This is a genomic window from Flavobacterium cerinum (genome assembly GCF_024496085.1).
Lineage (GTDB): Bacteria > Bacteroidota > Bacteroidia > Flavobacteriales > Flavobacteriaceae > Flavobacterium > Flavobacterium cerinum_A.
The window spans coordinates 711036-729203 of sequence record NZ_CP101751.1; the positions used below are offsets into that span (position 1 = coordinate 711036).

Sequence of the window (18168 nt, forward strand, 5' to 3'; positions counted from 1 at the left end):
TTTTCAAATTTAATCAATAATTATTTGTTCGTAACCTTCCGGAATACTGTACGGAAAACTCAGTTTTTCATCAAAGCTTATGCTATTATAGCCCACTTCGATTTTTACTTTTCCTTTTTCGTATGCTTCAATAATCATACTTGCCGGCAGATTTCCTTTATCATACGGTTTATATGCCGGATAGCTCACTTCCAGAGAACGCAGCGGATTTTGTTGCGAAACAATCTGATCCTTTAAAAGGAAATTTGCTCCTTCAAACAAAAACTCTTTGATAATATTATTCTTTTCTTTTGTTTTTAACTTGTACTTATCTCCCTCGATAGAAACGTTGTATTTTGATTTTGTCAAATCATCGATTGTTCTTCCCAAAAGAAGGTTTTGCACTTTATTAAAATCCAGATCAGTTCCCAGCCATTTGCTTAGCAAACGATAATCTCCGTCAAAATAGCGTCCGTCTTTACTGTAGAAACTCACTCTTTCGGGAGTAATCAGTGCTTTTGCTACTGTAATAAGACCCAAAGCACGAGCGGTTACTAAAATTGTTTCATCTTTTTTTATTCGGATGTCACAACTAATTGACAATGATGTCTTTTCATCTTCATAACTTACAGTACTTCTGATACTGGCTGTCTGGAAATCGAGTTTATTTCCGTAATGTCCCTGAATAATTTTCGAAACTTCAACATTTTCGGAGGCACCTTGTTCGGCTACTACAGCTTGTTTGGATTTACAGGACACCAAAATAACCAAAGCCAGTAGGATACTTATTTGTTTCATTATTTTTTTTGTTTTAACAATTGATCGGCTTTGATGAAATACGATTCTTTTTTCTTTTCATCACCCAAACCGTGATAGGCTTCACCCAACTGGATGTTCAGGTTAATTTCCAAAGCCCTGTCTTCTACCACAAAATCCATTCCTGTTTGTAATAGTTCAATTGCTTTTTTATAATTTTTTAGTTGATTTTGTGCCATACCTGCGAAAAAATACAACTTCGCATGTGTTGGAAATAAATCGAGGTAACCGGTTGCCTTTTTGTTCACTATATCGTATTGCCCGTTATCCGTATAGGCTTGCAGCAATAATTCGATCGTACTGATATCATCATTTTTGCGTGCCAAACTTTTTTCAAAATAGGCTATAGCATCGGTATTTTTCTTTTTCTCCAGAAAAAATATCCCGATCTCTTTCGGCACATTTACTGTCGGATCCTCTTCAAAGTAATCGACCGCCTGGGCCAATTCCTTTTTAAACGAATTCGTATTATTGGAAAAAATCAGAAATTCATTCAAAACCCGGTGCTTGATTTTAGCATCAATTTTTTTACTTTTTAATACCAGAAACATTGCTTCGGCTGCTTTTTGCGGTTCTCTGTTATTAAGATGAAACTTAAAAAGACTTACTTGTGCCCAATCTGAAGTCGGAATTGCTTTTTCAAGCTTTTTCGCTACTTCCAGTGCTTTATCTTCCTGATTACTTTCAGAATACAGATAAATCAGCTGAATGTAATTACTTTCTTCATTCGGATTGTTTTTTATCGCTTGTTCGAGCGTATCTTTTTCCGGTTTTCTGAATTTTACATCACTCAATATCTGCAACTTATACATTTCCAACGTTGCTGTTAATCCCGTGGTCACATCCATTTCATTGATCAATGCTAAAGCTTTGTCAAACTGCTGCGTATACATATATAAGGAAACCAGATCGTCTTGAAATTTTTTATCAAATCCGATTAGTTTTTGCACGACTGGAATCGACCGATTAAAATCTTTTGTCTCATAATACACATCATACAAACCATTCCAGTACCAACGTTGTTTCGGATCGAGCTCAATTGCTTTCTGAAATGATTTTTCGGCTTCAGCGTAATTTTTTTGTGCTAAAAAGTTTTTCCCCAGTTCGTGATGAATAACCGGATTATCCGGTTGCACTTTAAGGCATTTATAAAGTGATTGAATAGCCTTATCATAATTTTCAATACCTTTTTGCTTTAATGATTCGTAGAAATTATTCTGAAATTCATTATCTTCCAAAGCAATAGCGTCCGGCTCCTGTTGTGCTGCCATTTGTAGCGGAACACTCAGAAAACCAAGTAATGTAAAAATTATGAGTTGCCTTTTTATTTTCATATTATTCTAAAACGGAATAATCTCCAATGCTAATACTGGTAAAGTTGCCATCAAATGAGGCATGATTTCCTATCATTGCGTTATCTAATGTAGCGTTTTTTATTGTAGCATTAGTTTGTACCAAGCTATTTTTAATTATACTGTTTTGTACGGTTGTTCCGTTACCTAAAGAAACATTAGGTCCAACGGTTGCATTTATCAATACGACATCATCCCCGATAAAACACGGTGGAATAATTGTCGCGTTTTCATTTTTAATTTCGGCTGAAATCAGGTTCACACCATCTTGATGTAAGAAGTTTAACATTCTGGAATTGGTTTCCACTGTTACATTCTTATTTCCGCAGTCCATCCATTCGTCCACTTTTCCGGGAACGAATTTCAGTCCTTTTTGCTTCATGTTTTCCAATCCGTCTGTCAGCTGATATTCTCCTCCTTTAACTACATTATTATCCAACAAATACTGTAATTCGGCTCTTAATGTCTCACCGCTTTTAAAGTAATAAATTCCGATGATGGCCAGATCCGAAACAAATGTTGTCGGTTTTTCTACAAAATCAACAATTTCGTTTTTTTCATTTAACTGAACCACTCCGAAAGCACTTGGATCTTCTACCTGTTTCACCCAAATCACACTATCAGCTGTCGTATCTAGAGTAAAATCGGCTCTGAAAAGTGTATCGGCATAAGCCACAACAACAGGTCCGGACATACTCTCTTTCGCGCACATAATAGCATGAGCTGTTCCTAAAGGTTCATTTTGATAATAAATAGTTCCTTTAGCACCTAGTTTTTCTGCGATAGCAATTAATTCGCCCGGTACTTTATTACCAAAGTCTTTGTGAATGATGAATGCAATTTCATCAATTTTTTGGTTTAATACACCGGCAATATCTTCCACTAAACGGTGAACGATCGGTTTACCGGCTATTGGAATCAAAGGTTTTGGTACAGTAAGCGTATGTGGTCTAAGTCGTGAACCACGACCCGCCATAGGGACAATTATCTTCATTTATTATATTATTTAGGGTCAACAAAAGCATCCTGGCTTCCGTTTCTTTTTATTTTTATTATATAAACGGTATTTTTCTTTTTATAGTTTACTTGACACCGGTACTTCCGAATCCACCTTCACCTCTCACTGTTTCAGAAAGCACTTCAACTTCTTCCCATTCGGCTCTTTCATGTTTTGCAATAACCAACTGTGCGATTCGTTCACCGTTTTCAACAAGGAAAGGTTCATTCGATAAATTTACTAAAATGACACCTATTTCACCTCTATAATCGGCATCAATTGTTCCGGGACTATTTAATACTGTTACTCCTTTTTTAAATGCCAATCCGCTTCTTGGTCTTACCTGAGCTTCATAACCTAATGGTAATTCGATAAAAAGTCCTGTTTTCACTAAAGCACGTTCTAACGGATTCAATGTTATCGACTCTGTAATATTTGCTCTCAAATCCATTCCGGCAGAGGCTATTGTTTCATATTCAGGTAATTGATGCGCTGATTTATTTATTATTTTAATGGTCATTCTGTTTATTCGTTTTTTACTTATGTTTTTTTGTTTATGCGATTAGAAAGATTAAGCTGTTTTTCTCTTGATCATTCTTAATAAAGTATCTTTTTCATTTCGGTAGATAAAGTATCCGAAAAGCAAGATTGCCAGGATGCCGAAATAATAATTATGCAGTGCCGGCACATAAAATGAAAGTCCGGCTAATAAAGACGATACACTTAAATAGCCTATAATTCTTTTTTTATCGTATGGAATAGGGTAGTATTTATTTCCCATAAAATAGGATATTGTCATCATTGTCCCATAGGCTGCCAGTGTTGCAATAGCTGAACCCATATAACTATACGTTGGTATTAACGCATAATTAAGTACTAATGTTACCACGGCACCAACAATAGAAATATAAGCTCCCACCTTCGTACGATCAATTAATTTGTACCACACCGAAAGACTGGTATAGATACCCAGAAAGAAATTTGCTAAAATGATCAAAGGGACAACCTTCATAGCATCCCAATAGCTGCTGTTCGGAACCAGAATTTGTTTTAGAATATCGGCAAAAACGATTACACCTAATAAAATCATCGAACCGAAGATCACAAAATATTTTGTTACTACTGCATAAGTTTGCGGTGCATCTTTTTTATCTGCATGATTAAAAAAGAACGGTTCAATTCCTAAGGTATATGCTGTTCGGAATAATACCATAAACAAGCCGAGTTTATAACAGGCAGAATAGGCTCCAACTTCGGCTTTAGCGATATTGTGCGGAAGTAATTTCCCTAATAAGATTTTATCAAAATGTTCGTTAATCCCAAAAGCAAGTCCGGCAAATAAAATGGGCAGTCCATAATCCATCATTTTTTTCCATAACGGGAAATTAAAATGCCATTTTAATCGAATATAATCCGGTAAAAATACGATTACGGTCGCTAAGCTTGCAATAAGGTTAGCAATAAAAATATAACCTACCTGATAATCGTGCAAATAGAAACTGCTTATAAAACTATCAGGATCCGCTTTCGCGATTTTAGGCAGGAAAACCAAGAAGAAAATATTGAGTCCGACATTAATCGTAACGTTCGCTATTTTAATTACCGCATATTTAATCGGCCTCTGGAAAGCTCTGAGTTTTGAAAACGGAATAACGACTAATGCATCCAAAACCAAAATCCAGATTGCATAGGTCACAAATTGGGTTTCAACATCCGCCCATCCGGCGAGCGTACTTCTAAAAAGTAATGCCATAGCCAGGAAAAGCATTGAAGACCAAAATAGCGAAATAGTAGTGGTCTCGATAACACCTTTTTTATCCTCTTCTTTATTATAAAAGCGGAAAAAAGCGGTTTCCATTCCATAAGAAAGGATCACATTAAAAAACACCATCCAGGAAAGCACTATGGTTACGTTACCATAATCGCTTTTAGGCATAAGGTCCGTATGAAGCCGAACCAGTAAAAAGCTTAGCATTCTTGGTAATACCGTTGCTACGCCGTAAATAAATGTTTGCTTGAATAGGTTTTTATATAATCCCAAAATATTTGCTTATAACTAATAACGAACAAAAATAGTTAATTCTTTTTGTTTATACAGCTAAGATATTTTAATCACAATATATTTTATAGCGAATAAAATCCGATTTAATACAAAACAAAAAACCCTATCGGTAATGATAGGGTTTTTAAAAGAAAGGCGGCGACATACTCTCCCACAGGATTGCAGTACCATCTGCGCAGGCGGGCTTAACTTCTCTGTTCGGAATGGGAAGAGGTGAGCCCCGCCGCAATAACCACCTTAAATCGTTGGTCTCGTTCTCTAAACGAGACACTAATATTTTAACATACTGAGATAAAAAATCAAAAACATCAGTCAGAAAGACTTCCCTTCCGCCTTGCGGCGGAAGGACACGTACATAAGCTTACGGGTTATTAGTACTACTCGGCTATGACATTACTGCCTTTACACCTATAGCCTATCAACGTGGTCATCTCCCACGACCCTTTAAAGAAATCTCATCTTGTGGTGGGTTTCGCGCTTATATGCTTTCAGCGCTTATCCCTTCCAAACGTAGCTACTCTGCGGTGCCCCTGGCGGGACAACAGATACACTAGAGGTTTGTCCAACTCGGTCCTCTCGTACTAGAGTCAGATCCACTCAAATTTCTAACGCCCACAGTAGATAGAGACCGAACTGTCTCACGACGTTCTGAACCCAGCTCGCGTGCCACTTTAATGGGCGAACAGCCCAACCCTTGGGACCTTCTCCAGCCCCAGGATGTGACGAGCCGACATCGAGGTGCCAAACCCCCCCGTCGATATGAGCTCTTGGGGGAGATCAGCCTGTTATCCCCGGCGTACCTTTTATCCTTTGAGCGATGGCCCTTCCATGCGGAACCACCGGATCACTATGCTCTACTTTCGTACCTGATCGACCTGTATGTCTCTCAGTCAAGCTCCCTTATGCCATTGCACTCTACGCACGGTTACCAAGCGTGCTGAGGGAACCTTTAGAAGCCTCCGTTACTCTTTTGGAGGCGACCACCCCAGTCAAACTACCCACCAAGCAATGTCCTCTTCACCGAAGAGTTAGGCCTCAGATAAGCAAAGGGTGGTATTTCAACAATGACTCCACAACTCCTAGCGAAGCCGCTTCATAGTCTCCCACCTATCCTACACATCACTTATCCAAGGTCAATACTAAGCTATAGTAAAGGTGCACAGGGTCTTTTCGTCCCACTGCGGGTAATCGGCATCTTCACCGATACTACAATTTCACCGAGCTCATGGCTGAGACAGTGTCCAGATCGTTACACCATTCGTGCAGGTCGGAACTTACCCGACAAGGAATTTCGCTACCTTAGGACCGTTATAGTTACGGCCGCCGTTTACTGGGGCTTCAATTCAATGCTTCTCCGAAGATAACATCTCCTCTTAACCTTCCAGCACCGGGCAGGTGTCAGGCCCTATACTTCATCTTACGATTTGGCAGAGCCCTGTGTTTTTGATAAACAGTCGCCTGGACCTTTTCACTGCGGCCAGCATTGCTGCTGGCGACCTTTCTCCCGAAGTTACAGGTCTATTTTGCCTAATTCCTTAGCCATGAATCTCTCGAGCACCTTAGGATTCTCTCCTCGACTACCTGTGTCGGTTTACGGTACGGGTACTTATAATCTAAGTTTAGAGGTTTTTCTTGGAAGCCCTTAGGTACACTATCACTTTGTCCGAAGACTCCGTGTACTATCGCATTTCACCAGTTCCCGCGGATTTGCCTACGGGACCTATAGCTAGGTGCTTTAACGAACTATTCCGTCAGTTCGCGGTACTTTCATCACTCCGTCACCCCATCACAATTATAAGTAGTACGGGAATATTAACCCGTTGGCCATCGACTGTCCCTTTCGGGTTCGCCTTAGGACCCGACTAACCCTCAGCTGATTAGCATAGCTGAGGAAACCTTAGTCTTTCGGTGTGCGGGTTTCTCGCCCGCATTATCGTTACTTATGCCTACATTTTCTTTTCTAAACAGTCCAGCAATACTCACATATCACCTTCAACCCAGTTTAGAATGCTCCCCTACCACTTGTATCAAATACAAATCCATAGCTTCGGTAGTATACTTATGCCCGATTATTATCCATGCTCGTCCGCTCGACTAGTGAGCTGTTACGCACTCTTTAAATGAATGGCTGCTTCCAAGCCAACATCCTAGCTGTCTGGGCAGACAAACCTCGTTTTTTCAACTTAGCATACATTTGGGGACCTTAGCTGATGGTCTGGGTTCTTTCCCTCTCGGACATGGACCTTAGCACCCATGCCCTCACTGCTGAAAATCATTATATAGCATTCGGAGTTTGTCAGGAATTGGTAGGCGGTGAAGCCCCCGCATCCAATCAGTAGCTCTACCTCTATATAACTAAATCAGCGCTGCACCTAAATGCATTTCGGGGAGTACGAGCTATTTCCGAGTTTGATTGGCCTTTCACCCCTACCCACAGGTCATCCGAAGACTTTTCAACGTCAACCGGTTCGGACCTCCACTGTGTGTTACCACAGCTTCATCCTGCCCATGGGTAGATCACACGGTTTCGCGTCTACCACTACTGACTATGGCGCCCTATTCAGACTCGCTTTCGCTACGGATCCACACCTGAAGTGCTTATCCTTGCCAGCAACGGTAACTCGTAGGCTCATTATGCAAAAGGCACGCCGTCACCCCACTTAAGGGCTCCGACCGCTTGTAGGCGTATGGTTTCAGGATCTTTTTCACTCCGTTATTCACGGTTCTTTTCACCTTTCCCTCACGGTACTGGTTCACTATCGGTCTCTCAGGAGTATTTAGCCTTAGCGGATGGTCCCGCCAGATTCAGACAGGGTTTCACGTGCCCCGCCCTACTCAGGATACCACTATTCTTATCTTCTCTTACTTGTACGGGACTATCACCCTATATCGTTAACCTTTCCAGGTTATTCCAATTCAATCCGCAAGAAATGTCGTGGTCCTACAACCCCAGCACTGCCGTAACAGCACTGGTTTGGGCTTTTCCGCGTTCGCTCGCCACTACTTACGGAATCACTTTTGTTTTCTTCTCCTCCGCCTACTTAGATGTTTCAGTTCAGCGGGTTCGCCCATCTATCGATGTACTATGTCTTCAACATAGTGGGTTGCCCCATTCGGATATTTACGGATCAATTCGTATGTGCCAATCCCCGTAACTTTTCGCAGCTTATCACGTCCTTCTTCGCCTCTGAGAGCCTAGGCATCCCCCATACGCCCTTATTTTGCTTATTGTACTTACTTTTTTAAAATACATCTTACGATGCACCCTAAATTCTGTGCTTTCTAATTTTTTTGTTTTCTTATCTCAATATGTCAATGAACTATTTTCCATTATTATGGAATCGTGGAGAATATCGGAGTCGAACCGATGACCTCCTGCGTGCAAGGCAGGCGCTCTAGCCAGCTGAGCTAATCCCCCATTCTTTCTTATTTTGAATGTTGAATTTCGAATTTTGAATTAATAACCCTTAATCCAAATCCCAACTTCCAGAATTTCCTTCTAAGTAAAAGTTGTAGTCCCGGGCAGACTCGAACTGCCGACCCCTACATTATCAGTGTAGTACTCTAACCAGCTGAGCTACGAGACTATTTTTAACGTATTTTAAATTTTAAATGCTGAATTTTAAATTAAAACTCACATTTTCCTCTAAAAATAGTTTAAACTCTTTTTACTTTTCTTTTTTTTGAACTAACAGCGAGAGTAAAATCTCTTGTATCATAAACCTGATGCTTATCTTTCTCTAGAAAGGAGGTGTTCCAGCCGCACCTTCCGGTACGGCTACCTTGTTACGACTTAGCCCCAGTTACTAGTTTTACCCTAGGCAGCTCCTTGCGGTCACCGACTTCAGGTACCCCCAGCTTCCATGGCTTGACGGGCGGTGTGTACAAGGCCCGGGAACGTATTCACCGGATCATGGCTGATATCCGATTACTAGCGATTCCAGCTTCACGGAGTCGAGTTGCAGACTCCGATCCGAACTGTGACCGGTTTTATAGATTCGCTCCTGGTCGCCCAGTGGCTGCTCTCTGTACCGGCCATTGTAGCACGTGTGTAGCCCAGGACGTAAGGGCCGTGATGATTTGACGTCATCCCCACCTTCCTCACGGTTTGCACCGGCAGTCTCGTTAGAGTTCCCGACATCACTCGCTGGCAACTAACAACAGGGGTTGCGCTCGTTATAGGACTTAACCTGACACCTCACGGCACGAGCTGACGACAACCATGCAGCACCTTGTAAAGTGTCCGAAGAAAAATCTGTTTCCAAATCTGTCACTCTACATTTAAGCCCTGGTAAGGTTCCTCGCGTATCATCGAATTAAACCACATGCTCCACCGCTTGTGCGGGCCCCCGTCAATTCCTTTGAGTTTCAAACTTGCGTTCGTACTCCCCAGGTGGGATACTTATCACTTTCGCTTAGCCACTGAGCTTGCGCCCAACAGCTAGTATCCATCGTTTACGGCGTGGACTACCAGGGTATCTAATCCTGTTCGCTCCCCACGCTTTCGTCCATCAGCGTCAATAAACCAGTAGTAACCTGCCTTCGCAATTGGTATTCCATGTAATATCTAAGCATTTCACCGCTACACTACATATTCTAGTTACTTCCTGGTAATTCAAGTCCTGCAGTATCAATGGCCGTTTGATCGTTAAGCGACCAGATTTCACCACTGACTTACAAAACCGCCTACGGACCCTTTAAACCCAATGATTCCGGATAACGCTTGGATCCTCCGTATTACCGCGGCTGCTGGCACGGAGTTAGCCGATCCTTATTCCTACAGTACCGTCAATCTACCACACGTGGTAGGGTTTCTTCCTGTATAAAAGCAGTTTACACACCATAGATGCTTCATCCTGCACGCGGCATGGCTGGATCAGGCTTGCGCCCATTGTCCAATATTCCTCACTGCTGCCTCCCGTAGGAGTCTGGTCCGTGTCTCAGTACCAGTGTGGGGGATCTCCCTCTCAGGACCCCTACCCATCATTGCCTTGGTATGCCGTTACCACACCAACTAGCTAATGGGACGCATGCTCATCTTGTACCGTTGGAACTTTAGTAATAAAGTGAGGCCACTCTAAAACACTATGAGGTATTAATCCAAATTTCTCTGGGCTATCCCTCTGTACAAGGTAGATTGCATACGCGTTACGCACCCGTGCGCCGGTCTCAGATTAGCAAGCTAATCCTACCCCTCGACTTGCATGTGTTAGGCCTGCCGCTAGCGTTCATCCTGAGCCAGGATCAAACTCTTCATCGTATATTTTTAATATTGTCGATAATTCTCAGGTCTAATTTTTTATACTCGAAAAATCTTACTCTCTCTTTGTATGCTGTCAATCCAATATGTCTATGAACGTGTCATTCTCTTTTTCCAACTAACCTCTCTCGGTTAGCGGCTGCAAAAGTAGAAACTTTTTTAAAACTGTGCAAGATTTTTTTGAAGTTTTTTTGAAAAAATTTTCTTCGTTTTTCTTACCCAATATCTTTAAGAACTTCCCTGTTTTGCGGGCTGCAAAGATAATTCGCTTTTTTGTTTCTCGCAAATCTTTTTTTGACTTTTTTTCTATTCCTTAGTCAATTTCCAATCTGCTGCTAACTCTCAATGAACTTCCTTATTGCGGCTGCAAAACTAGAACCTTTTTCCGATTTCGCAAACTTTATTAAACCTTTTTTTAAAACTATTTTTTAACTCCCTCATTACCATTTGTTAATACTAATCCTTTTTTTCTGCAATCATAAGAGCTAAGAGAAAAGAAGAAAGAGAAAAGAGAGCTTCTCCTATATATATAACGGTTTTTAATGCTAATCATGCCGAAAAAAGAAGAAAGAAAAATGAAAAAAGAGTTATAATCACTAAAAAATAAGCAATAAAAAGATATCATTTTTTTAGGTAACCATCAAAATGAGCGTAATTTTTTTTCCTAATTTTTATTTTATTAAACTCAAATCTGAACCGAGCTAAAAAAATTAAATAAAAGAGCCCGGTATTTACATAATATATAGAAAGAGTAATTCGAAATTTTTAAAACAGAATTTCAAATTTAAAATTTGACATCTATATTTTTAAGATTTCGGTACATCTCTTATTACAGAAGTTCTGGTTTTATCTTTTCATTTAAAAAAAATAAAACAGTACCAAAATTGAAAAGTGTTCAGATAAAAAGAAAGGGTTACTATATACTAAGAGTATGATTTCCGTAATTTGGAAATCTTTTTAAATTCAAAATTTAATATCAGGAACAACTTATATTTCCATAGTTTTAATTTTTTATACGTGAATCGGAGTTGACTGAAAAGCTTTCCGGGAAAAAGAAAACTTTCTACGTATATATAGAGGAAACACTTCGTGATTTTAGAAATATTGTTGATTTGAAAATCTGACCAGATAATTTCTAAATCGCCAGAACATCTTTTCCTTTTCAAATTTCTCACGTCCTATTTCGAAAATTTTCTGAGGGAAAATAACAACAACATATCTATAAGGACAACCATTTAAATGTAATATTAAAAAACAAGAATATCTTCTTCCTTACTCTCAAGATGTATACTCTTATATATAATAAAATCTATGGAAAATACCTGTCAGGACTTGAAGACCTGACAGGTATAATGCTATGAAATATATAAACAAAAAAACCGCAGAAAATTCTGCGGTTAGATATTTTGAACGAGTTGGAATCTTAATTAGTTCTTTAAAGCTTCGGCTCCACCAACGATTTCAAGGATTTCGTTTGTAATAGCAGCCTGACGTGCTTTATTATAAGTAAGTTTTAACTGATTTCTTAAAGCTGTTGCATTATCGGTTGCTTTATGCATTGCTGTCATACGTGCACCGTGTTCAGCAGCGAATGAATCTCTGATCGCTTTGTATAATTGTGTTTTCAATGATTTTGGAATCAATGTTAACACGATTTCTTCTTTTGAAGGTTCAAAAATATAATCAGATGAAACTGTTTCAGCACCTTCAATTGGCGCTAACGGTAAAAATTGTTCTGTAACAACTACCTGAGTTGCTGCATTTTTAAACTGGTTGTATACCAACTCAATTTTATCATAATCACCGGCAACAAATTTATTCATTAACTCTTCAGCCAATGTAGCTACATTTTCGAAAGCTAAGTGATCAAAAATAGCACTTTGATTATCGATAACATTATTGGTTTTTTTAAGAACGTCGTTACCTTTTTTACCAACCGTAACTACATCGATTTTCTTTCCGGCATATGCATCTGTTAGAACTTTAACCTGCTTAATTACGTTAGCATTAAAAGCACCACAAAGACCTCTGTTTGATGTAATTACAACAATTAATACTTTATTCACTTCGCGTTGCTCAGCAAATTTTCCAGCAGCATCACCTTCAAGTGATGCACTTAAATTTTGTATTAACTCCGTTAATTTTTCGGCATAAGGGCGCATTGCTGTAATTGCATCCTGTGCTTTTTTCAGCTTTGCAGCAGATACCATTTTCATCGCCGATGTGATTTGCATCGTAGATGAAACTGAAGTAATCCTATTACGTATTTCCTTTAAATTTGCCATTTGTCGATTTGAAATAAAACAATCTGAAATCTGAAGATTTCGACCTTCAGATTTTCAGACTATCTAATTATTAATATTTTGCAGAAACTTCTTTAGCTACTTTTTCTAAAACGTCAGTAATTTCATCTGTGAATTTACCTGCTTTTAAAGCATCAAGAGTATCTTTATGTTTTGCTTTTAAGAACTCTAAATAATCTTTCTCGAATTCTTTTACTTTCGCTACCGGAACATTTCTTAATAAGTTTTTAGTTCCTGCATAAATAATCGCAACCTGATCTTCTACTTTGAACGGATCGTTTACTGCCTGTTTAAGGATTTCAACGTTACGTCTACCTTTTTCGATTACGTTTAATGTTACCGCATCCAAATCAGAACCGAATTTCGCGAATGCTTCTAATTCACGGAATTGTGCCTGGTCTAATTTTAATGTACCGGATACTTTTTTCATTGATTTAATCTGTGCGTTACCTCCTACACGAGATACAGAGATACCTACGTTGATCGCCGGACGAACCCCAGAGTTGAATAAATCTGACTCTAAGAAGATCTGACCGTCAGTAATCGAAATTACGTTAGTCGGGATATACGCAGAAACGTCACCAGCTTGTGTTTCAATGATCGGTAAAGCTGTTAATGAACCACCACCTTTAACGATTGGTCTTAAAGACTCCGGTAAATCGTTCATATTTTTAGCGATACTATCATCAGCAATAACTTTAGCAGCACGCTCTAATAATCTTGAGTGAAGGTAGAAAACGTCTCCAGGGTACGCCTCACGTCCTGGTGGACGACGTAATAATAACGATACCTCACGGTAAGCTACAGCTTGTTTTGATAAATCATCATAAACGATTAGAGCAGGACGACCTGTATCACGGAAATATTCACCGATTGCTGCACCTGCGAAAGGAGCATAAACCTGCATCGGAGCCGGATCAGAAGCATTTGCTGCTACGATAACCGTATAAGCCATTGCTCCTTTTTCTTCTAATGTTTTAGCAATTCCAGCAACTGTAGACGCTTTTTGTCCTACAGCCACATATATACAGAATACTGGTTTTCCAGCATCATAAAATTCTTTTTGATTTAAGATGGTATCGATACAAACAGTTGTTTTACCTGTTTGACGGTCACCAATAACCAACTCACGTTGTCCACGTCCAACCGGGATCATCGCATCAATTGATTTGATACCTGTTTGTAACGGTTCTGTTACCGGTTGACGGAAGATAACTCCAGGAGCTTTTCTTTCTAATGGCATCTCATAAAGATCACCACCGATTGGTCCTTTACCGTCGATTGGGAAACCTAATGTGTTAACAACACGACCTACCATTTCTTCACCTACTTTTAATGAAGCAATACGTTGTGTTCTTTTTACAGTTGATCCTTCTTTAATTCCAGTAGACGGACCTAATAATACCACACCTACATTATCTTCTTCAAGGTTCAACACAATTGCCTCTAACCCGTTTTCAAACTGCACTAACTCACCGTATTGTGCATTAGATAAACCATAAACTCGGGCGATACCGTCACCCACTTGAAGAACTGTTCCCACTTCTTCTAAAGTGGCTCCTGATTCAAAACCAGATAATTGTTTCTTTAATATTGCTGAAATTTCAGCAGGCTTAATTTCTGCCATCTTGATTTATAATTTAAACACTTTTCAGTGTGGTAAATATTAATTACTTAGTTCTCTTCTTAATTCTCTTAATCTGTTTGCTATTGAAGCATTGTATTGTTTGTCACCCATTCGTAAAACAAATCCTCCGATGATCGACGGATCTACTGTATTCACTAATGTGATGGTTTTATTGGAAAATTCTTTGATTTTTGCCAATACTTTTGTTTCTAATTCAGCTGTGATAGGGAAAGCAGTTGTTACTTTTACTACTTCAATTCCGTTCATCTCATCAAATAATGCGATGTATTGAGCTGCCACTTCCGACAAGATCTCAAATCTTTTGTTTTCCAAAAGTAAACGGAATAATCCTTTTGTTTCTGACTGAACAGAAGCAAATATTTCAGATAAAGCTGCAATTTTTACATCGGCCTTAATTACCGGGCTCGCTAAAAAATTCTTTAACTCCTTACTTTCTTCTACTGCAGTAACAATCGATTTCATATCGTTGTTCACCGTAGCGGCCTGACCGTTTGAGTTGGCAATATCTAAAATTGCTTTTGCATATCTAATCGCTGCTCTTGCCATAACGATTAATTTAATTTTACGTCATCTAACATTTTCTCAACTAATTTAGTTTGAGAATCTTTGTTAGCTAGTTCTTCTTTTAATAATTTCTCAGCAATCTCTAAAGATAAAGACGACACATGGTTTTTCAATTCTACCATTGCAGCGTTTTTCTCGCCATTAATTGTAGCTTTAGCCTGCTCGATCATTTTATCACCCTGAGCTTGAGCTTCTGCTTTTGCATCAGCGATCATTTTATCTTTGATCTCACGAGCTTCTTTGATCATTGTATCTCTTTCTGCTCTTGCTTCAGCTAATAATTTTTCATTATCTGCTTTTAGGTTTTGCATTTCTTTTTTCGCATTTTCTGCAGAAGCAATAGCGTTTCTAATTCCCTCTTCACGAGCTGTGATTGACTCCATGATTGGTTTCCATGCAAATTTTACCAAAAGTAAAATTAATACTAATAAGATAAGGGCTTGCCAAAAGAATAAACCGAATGAAAAATCGTTAATTAATTTCTCCATTATAATGAATATATTATGATTTAATTTTTTCTTACTAAATAAAACAACACCTGCAACCAACCGTTACAGGTATTGTCTTGTTCTTTATTATTTTCCTAAGATTAAAGCAGCGAATGCTAAACCTTCTAATAAAGCAGCGATAATAATCATCGCTGTTTGAATTTTTCCAGCAGCTTCTGGTTGACGAGCAATAGCATCCATTGCAGATCCACCGATTTTACCTAAACCTAAACCTGCACCGATTACTACTAAACCAGCTCCGATTAAATTAAGACTTCCCATAAGTATATATTAAAAAATTAAACTTCTAAATTAAATAATTACATTTTCTTTATCATGTCCGTGTTCATCATGGTGGTGATCCTGAACTGCCATTCCGATAAATAATGATGACAACATTGTAAAGATAAATGCCTGTAAAAATGCTACTAAAATCTCAATAACCGAGATAAACAAAGTTAACCCTAAAGAGATTGGCATATCTGCATAAATGTTTTTACCAACAAAGATCATTGCAATCAAACTCATAATTACTACGTGACCCGCTGTAATGTTAGCAAACAAACGGATTAATAGCGCAAATGGTTTAGTCAATGTTCCTAAGATTTCAATTGGCATCAAGATGATTTTCATCGGAACCGGAACACCCGGCATCCAGAAAATGTGACCCCAATAATCTTTGTTTGCACTGAATTGTGTAATGAAATACGTAAACAACGCTAAACATACTGTTACTGCAATATTTCCGGTTACGTTAATTCCAAGTGGTGTCATTCCTAAAAGGTTTAACAACCAGATAAAGAAGAATACCGTTAACAGGTAACCCATATATTTTCTGTATTTTTTCTCACCGATATTCGGGATAGCGATTTCATCACGGATAAAAAGAATCAATGGTTCTAATACACGTCCGAATCCTGTTGGAATTGCGCCTTTTTTGTATGATTTTGCCAATCCTGTAAACATCAGAAACAATATGATCGATACAAACAACATAGACATTACATTCTTAGTGATCGAAAAATCTAATGGTTTTAAATTGGTTGGGTGGTGATGCTCATCGTAACTAATAGTTCCGGCAGCATCGGTTTTATAAATTTTACCGTGGTATAATTTGTAATAGTTACCGTCTACTTCAGCAACTGATTCTCCATGGTGTAATTTCGAAGAAGAGAAAATTTTCAAACCGTTATCGATTAAAATAACCGGCAATGAGAATCCGTAATGTTTACCTTCTTTCTCATCTGAAAAGAAGACAAAATCATGCGAATCCTGTAAATGGTGTTCAATATAAGCCGTTACTTTGTCTTTTGGATCCTGAGCTTCATGCTCGTCTCCGTGAGAAGCTTCATTGTGTGCAACTTCAGTTGTTGCATGGGCTTCGTGCGCCACTGCTGTTTGTGCATGTGTAGTATCTACTACCGGGTTTGCTAAAGCTATTGTAGACAACAGCCCTGCAAAAGTCGCTAGAATAATTCTGACAGGTTTTTTTGAAATCACCATACCTTATTAAATATCTTAATTTTTACGGTCCTTAAATTTGGTGCAAAGGTACATTTTTAATTAATATTTCAAGATGATTGGTATTATTTTTTATTGTATTTATGAATTTTAAGCACATCTGTTACTTATCGTTTAATAATCTTGATGTTAAAAACACTTCTACTGCCAAAAAAATAATAAAAATCACAAAAAAGTTTACTTTCTCTATATATGCACCGGCTGTACCTTGCTCCAGTACGGGCATTAAAAAGACATAGCTTAACGCAAATTTAATGGTGATAAGCACTAAAAATACGAAGCCTATTTGTTCCGGTTTTGTTTCCTTTATCCGGATTAAAAACAACATTATTGCTAATGAAAGAATAAAAAAGAACAGATACACGCCGTAAAGCGGGTACTGAAATTCTTTGTAAACCGTGTCCGAAATACTGAATTTAAAAATAAGGATATGCAGCAGTGCTATGATTGGTGCGATTTGAAATAAACGAAGAATTACAGCATATTTTTTCCTGCTCATATTTATTTTATTTATTTAACTGATTTACCTGTCGGATCACATTATATAGTGCAATAAAAACGCCCAACAATGTGAGTATTTTTACATACAGGTCTTTTGGATTAGGGTATTTTTCGTCAAGCCAGTTTCCTAAAAACGCAAAAGCAAAGATTATAATTCCCATTTGAAACGGGATATTAATCAATGCTAACCATTTGTTACGCGTTTTTCTCTCCTGATCCTGATTCATTATTTGTTGGTGTTAGGTTTGCTTTTGTTCCGGCTTCCGGTTGCATAATACAACTTGCACTAAAATCAGCGCCGGGTTCTACTGCCAGTTTACCGACGATAACTTCTCCTTTGATTGAAGCTTTTGACTTGATACTTAATATATCGGTTACTTCGATTTTACCATCGAATTTTCCTTCGATATCGGCTGTTTTGCATTGAATATCTCCGGTTACACTTCCGGCCGGTCCGATAACCAGTCGTCCTTTTGAGTTAAAATTTCCGATCAGGCTTCCGTCAAGTCTGAAATCCGCCTGCGAAATAATATCACCTTTAATTATTGTTCCTTCAACTATTCGATTTGTTTTTCCTAATAAATCGGTATACGACTTTTTCTGTTGTTTTTCAAACATGTCACTATTTCTTTAAAAGTCACAGGAATAATAAAACTGCGACTGTTATCCGTTTCTTT

General features: G+C 38.6%; 14 protein-coding genes, 2 tRNA genes and 3 rRNA genes. All 19 read right to left on the reverse strand.

The genetic code is table 11. The features are described 5' to 3' along the window. Positions 1–9: 9 nt before the first annotated feature. Entirely contained in the window at positions 10–777 is a 768-nt protein-coding gene (locus tag NOX80_RS03310) for a DUF4292 domain-containing protein (RefSeq protein WP_256551911.1), read from the reverse strand. Continuing rightward, positions 777–2129: a tetratricopeptide repeat protein gene (locus tag NOX80_RS03315; RefSeq protein WP_256551912.1), complete on the reverse strand. Its 1353-nt coding sequence runs from the start codon at positions 2127–2129 to the stop codon at positions 777–779. Before NOX80_RS03315 ends, NOX80_RS03310 begins: the two co-directional genes overlap by 1 nt. A gap of 1 nt (position 2130) precedes the next feature. After that, complete coding sequence (locus NOX80_RS03320) at positions 2131–3141, reverse strand: sugar phosphate nucleotidyltransferase (protein ID WP_256551913.1); 1011 nt, start codon at positions 3139–3141, stop codon at positions 2131–2133. 88 nt (positions 3142–3229) lie between these two features. Next, the gene (gene dut / locus NOX80_RS03325) at positions 3230–3664 is read right to left on the reverse strand and encodes a dUTP diphosphatase (RefSeq protein ID WP_256551914.1); all 435 of its coding nucleotides are present in this window, start codon (positions 3662–3664) and stop codon (positions 3230–3232) included. Positions 3665–3715: 51 nt separating this feature from the next. Then, positions 3716–5185 carry a lipopolysaccharide biosynthesis protein gene (locus NOX80_RS03330; RefSeq protein ID WP_256551915.1) on the reverse strand — a complete coding sequence of 490 codons (1470 nt, stop codon included), beginning with the start codon at positions 5183–5185 and terminating at the stop codon, positions 3716–3718. Positions 5186–5336: 151 nt separating this feature from the next. Beyond that, a 5S ribosomal RNA gene (gene rrf / locus NOX80_RS03335) occupies positions 5337–5446 on the reverse strand. Between the two features lie 111 nt (positions 5447–5557). Next, positions 5558–8437 (reverse strand): 23S ribosomal RNA (locus NOX80_RS03340). 113 nt (positions 8438–8550) lie between these two features. Beyond that, positions 8551–8624 (reverse strand) — tRNA-Ala (locus NOX80_RS03345). 95 nt (positions 8625–8719) lie between these two features. Continuing rightward, a tRNA-Ile gene (locus tag NOX80_RS03350) sits at positions 8720–8793 on the reverse strand. Positions 8794–8950: 157 nt separating this feature from the next. After that, positions 8951–10466, reverse strand: a 16S ribosomal RNA gene (locus tag NOX80_RS03355). The 16S, 23S and 5S rRNA genes sit together here with 2 tRNA genes alongside, the layout of an rRNA operon. A gap of 1427 nt (positions 10467–11893) precedes the next feature. After that, entirely contained in the window at positions 11894–12751 is an 858-nt protein-coding gene (atpG, locus tag NOX80_RS03360) for an ATP synthase F1 subunit gamma (protein WP_256551916.1), read from the reverse strand. A gap of 70 nt (positions 12752–12821) precedes the next feature. Then, on the reverse strand, positions 12822–14396 hold the full coding sequence (gene atpA / locus NOX80_RS03365) for a F0F1 ATP synthase subunit alpha (protein ID WP_256551917.1): 1575 nt from the start codon (positions 14394–14396) through the stop codon (positions 12822–12824). A gap of 39 nt (positions 14397–14435) precedes the next feature. Then, the gene (gene atpH, locus NOX80_RS03370) at positions 14436–14969 is read right to left on the reverse strand and encodes an ATP synthase F1 subunit delta (RefSeq protein WP_256552974.1); all 534 of its coding nucleotides are present in this window, start codon (positions 14967–14969) and stop codon (positions 14436–14438) included. Further along, a complete protein-coding gene (locus NOX80_RS03375) occupies positions 14969–15469 on the reverse strand; it encodes a F0F1 ATP synthase subunit B (RefSeq protein ID WP_256551918.1) in 501 nt (166 codons plus the stop codon). The genes atpH and NOX80_RS03375 overlap by 1 nt, the downstream gene beginning before the upstream one ends. Positions 15470–15556: 87 nt before the next feature. Continuing rightward, positions 15557–15751, reverse strand: a complete 195-nt coding sequence (gene atpE / locus NOX80_RS03380; RefSeq protein WP_136404294.1) for an ATP synthase F0 subunit C — start codon at positions 15749–15751, stop codon at positions 15557–15559. A 30-nt stretch (positions 15752–15781) separates the two neighbouring features. Next, entirely contained in the window at positions 15782–16972 is a 1191-nt protein-coding gene (gene atpB / locus NOX80_RS03385; RefSeq protein ID WP_256551919.1) for a F0F1 ATP synthase subunit A, read from the reverse strand. 121 nt (positions 16973–17093) lie between these two features. Further along, on the reverse strand, positions 17094–17489 hold the full coding sequence (locus NOX80_RS03390) for a hypothetical protein (protein WP_256551920.1): 396 nt from the start codon (positions 17487–17489) through the stop codon (positions 17094–17096). Between the two features lie 7 nt (positions 17490–17496). After that, a complete protein-coding gene (locus tag NOX80_RS03395; RefSeq protein ID WP_256551921.1) occupies positions 17497–17718 on the reverse strand; it encodes an AtpZ/AtpI family protein in 222 nt (73 codons plus the stop codon). Beyond that, the gene (locus tag NOX80_RS03400) at positions 17687–18109 is read right to left on the reverse strand and encodes a bactofilin family protein (RefSeq protein ID WP_256551922.1); all 423 of its coding nucleotides are present in this window, start codon (positions 18107–18109) and stop codon (positions 17687–17689) included. The genes NOX80_RS03395 and NOX80_RS03400 overlap by 32 nt, the downstream gene beginning before the upstream one ends. Between the last annotated feature and the right edge of the window lie 59 nt (positions 18110–18168).